The sequence below is a fragment of the Lentibacter sp. genome (genome assembly GCF_965657785.1).
GTDB lineage: Bacteria > Pseudomonadota > Alphaproteobacteria > Rhodobacterales > Rhodobacteraceae > Lentibacter.
Map to the genome: position 1 here is coordinate 16,190 of NZ_CBFHPP010000030.1, position 3,240 is coordinate 19,429.

The window sequence follows — 3,240 nt, forward strand, 5'->3', positions numbered from 1 at the left end:
GCTGTTGACGCTCCACTGCCTTGCGCAAGAACAGTATGACAACGCTTACCTTCAAATTTGGCTTGAAGCAGTGGCCAAAGACTTTGCAATTCCTCAAGCGAGCATGAAACATCCACAATCAAGCTTTGGCCTGCGCTGGGGACCGCCCACTCCTCTGTTCTCTCTATATCCCATTCGCGAACAGGCACATTAATGAGACGTCCCAAATGGGTCAGCAGGCCCATCCGGGGCGAGGTGGCATTCTGTAAACCAATAAGCGCGATTGCACGCTCTTCCCGCGTTTCACCAAGCAATGCGGCGAATTTTGCAGACAATGTCGTCTTTCCGCTGCCAGATGCCCCGATGACAAACAAGACATCTGCATCGAGTGCCAAGCTAGCCTGAGACGAAACCATTTGCTCGGCCAACAAACTGACCACATCACTCTGTGAAATAGGTTGCTCGGCCTCCCCAAAGGAAGCCAATTCATTCAAAGCTGCGGCAACCAAAGGCGCAGAAACCCCGTTCTGTAGGAGGTCTTGACCCACATAAGAGGTGTGAGTGGCCGCTGGCGGAGCGTACTGGATTGGGTCAAGGCCCAAGGCGTCTTCTAACCGCCGCAGCCGCGTTTCAAGAGAAGGCTCTTGATCATCAAAATCAACAGGTGCAGGCACGTTTTCTGCCTCAAAACTTATTGGCTCGACCTCTGCTGCGGATTCACGAGTGCCAGAGTTTTCTGACGGCTCAGTGGGCTTGTCCAACAAATCGCTTAAACGGCGTGACAGATCGGCAGGCTGTATGGCCGCATGCTCGGACTGTTGCTCACTCCGCAAGCGAACAGCCTCCTCTGTTGCCTCGGCGGGTTCGACGTCCTCAAGCTCTTTTTCAGCAAACGCATTTCCCAAACGGGCCCCCGACAGCCCAGCTTTTACACGTTCTCCAGAAACAGCCACAAGCTTTGGACGCTCCGGCTCGCCAGGCCGAGTTGCACCATCATTCACAGTTACAGACACACGCGGCGCAGCGCCCCCTCCAAACTGTCGTTCAAGCTCATCTTCAAACACGGTTTGAACGGCATTTGCGCGCTTTGGAACCGCATTCATTGGCTCGTTCGTCGCCTTAATTTGGATCATCCCATCTTGTTGTGACGTTGACAAAATATAAGCGCCGTCGCCCAGCTGGCGTATAACTTCGTCCATTGCAAGAGCGCTATCAGGCGCCATAACTGTAATTGTTGGCATAGTTTAATACCTCAGACGGTTTCGGGTTCAGGTTGAAGCTCAGAGCCAACCGCTGATGGATTGTCCTCCGCGCCAAGAGCATCAAAGCCGCCAATCGTGGCATAGACTTCAACACGGCGATTTTCGGGAAGTTCAGTAAAACTCAAAATGATCATATCGGGGATGTGCGCACGCACAAAATCTGAAAACACACGGCGAATTTGTGGAGCGACAACCATAATGGTCGGGCGACCTGCAGCGCTCAGTTTTTCGCTGGTGTCGTTAATCGAGCGCATCAATTGTTCCGCAAGGCTGCCTTCGAGCACAAGCCCGTCTTCTCCATTTTGGCGCACTGTTCGTAGCATCAATTGCTCAAGCTCGGGTGTGAGTGTCATCAAAGGCAGCACTGTTCCCAAAGGAGACACCTGCTGGATAAGCAAGGGAGCCAACTGAGGGCGTAATGCTTCCGCCATTTCGTTGGGGCTCATGTTGGGGCCGACAAGGTTTGACAGACCTTCCAAGATCCGGCGCAAATCAGAGATTGGAATCCGCTCAGACAACAAGCGGCGCAGGACAAGCGTTAGCACGTGTAAAGGTACCAGCTTTGGAACGATCGACTTTACCAGATTGGGGCTTGCTTCACCCAATTGATCGAGCAGCGCCTGAACATCGTCCTGACCGATCAAATCAGCGGCGTGTTTGTTCAGCAACTGGCTAAGATGTGTTGATATAACAGAGTCAGGCTCGATCACTACGTAATCGTTGGCTTCCGCTTCGGCCTGTTGTTGTGGTCTGATCCAAACAGCATCCATGCCAAATGACGGATCTTTCACCTCGATACCTTCGATTTTCACCCGAGATCCATCACCCGGCAAAGCAAGCTTGCGATCGGGGTAGGCGACGTCTTCTCCAACAATCGTTTGACCAATCCGGATTCGATACTGGTTTGGTTCAAGCGCCAGATCATCACGAATGCGCACTCCAGGGATGACAAACCCCAACCCGCGCGACACTTCACGCCTGATCCCCGTGATGCGACTCACCAATGGGCCTGACTGTTCTTCATCAACAAGGCTGATCAGCCCATAGCCAAGCTGCATAGAGACTGCCGAATAATCCGTGACATCCGCCAACAACACTGTCTCAGGGTCTGCGGCCTCCTCCGCGTCTCCGTCTTGTGCGTCCAAGTCGGCCTCTGCTTCGCTCAAATCTTCTGATTTGCGCGCAAAGTATGCTGCTGCCGCCGTCGCCGCCGCAAACAACATGAACAACTGGTTCGGCATCCCAGGTACCAAACCAAGAATGAAAATAACAGCCGCTGTAGGGATCCAGGCGCGAGACAAGTTTACCTGACCGCCAATATGTTGGGCCATATCTTGCGTTGACGACACGCGTGTTACGATGATCGCAGTGGCAATCGAAAGCAGCAGCGACGGAATTTGCGCAACCAAACCATCCCCGATGGAGAGCAAAATATAGGCCTGTGCAGCATCAGCTACGGCCATTTGGTGTTGTGCAACACCAATAATGAGGCCGCCAACAATATTGATCGCCAAAATCAACAAACCAGCGATCGCATCGCCCTTCACAAACTTGGAGGCACCATCCATAGAGCCATAGAAGTCGGCCTCATCCGCCACTTCCTGACGGCGCGCCGTGGCCTCTTCTGGCGTCATGATGCCGGCGTTCAGGTCTGCATCAATCGCCATTTGCTTGCCTGGCATCGCGTCCAAGGTGAAGCGCGCAGAAACTTCAGAGACGCGACCTGCGCCCTTGGTGATAACCACAAGGTTGATGATCACAAGAATAATAAAGACAAAAATACCAACAGCATAGTTACCCGCAACAACAAACTCTCCAAAGGCCTTGATGACCTGCCCAGCCGCATCTGCGCCAGTGTGCCCCTCGCTCAGAACCACGCGTGTGGATGCCACGTTCAAGGCCAGGCGCAAGACAGTTGCAATCAAAATAAGGTTAGGGAATGACGAAAAATCTAACGGGCGATGCGTGTGCAATGCCACCATGAGGATCAAAAGCGAAA

1 protein-coding gene and 1 pseudogene are annotated in these 3,240 nt (G+C 53.1%); both read right to left on the reverse strand.

What is annotated here, in order from left to right:
* Positions 1-1,178: pseudogene (locus tag ACTF58_RS12285) on the reverse strand (hypothetical protein); the annotation flags it as partial.
* 53 nt (positions 1,179-1,231) lie between these two features.
* Positions 1,232-3,240: flagellar biosynthesis protein FlhA (flhA, locus tag ACTF58_RS12290; protein WP_438992262.1), on the reverse strand; the 2,009-nt coding region annotated here is incomplete at its 5' end.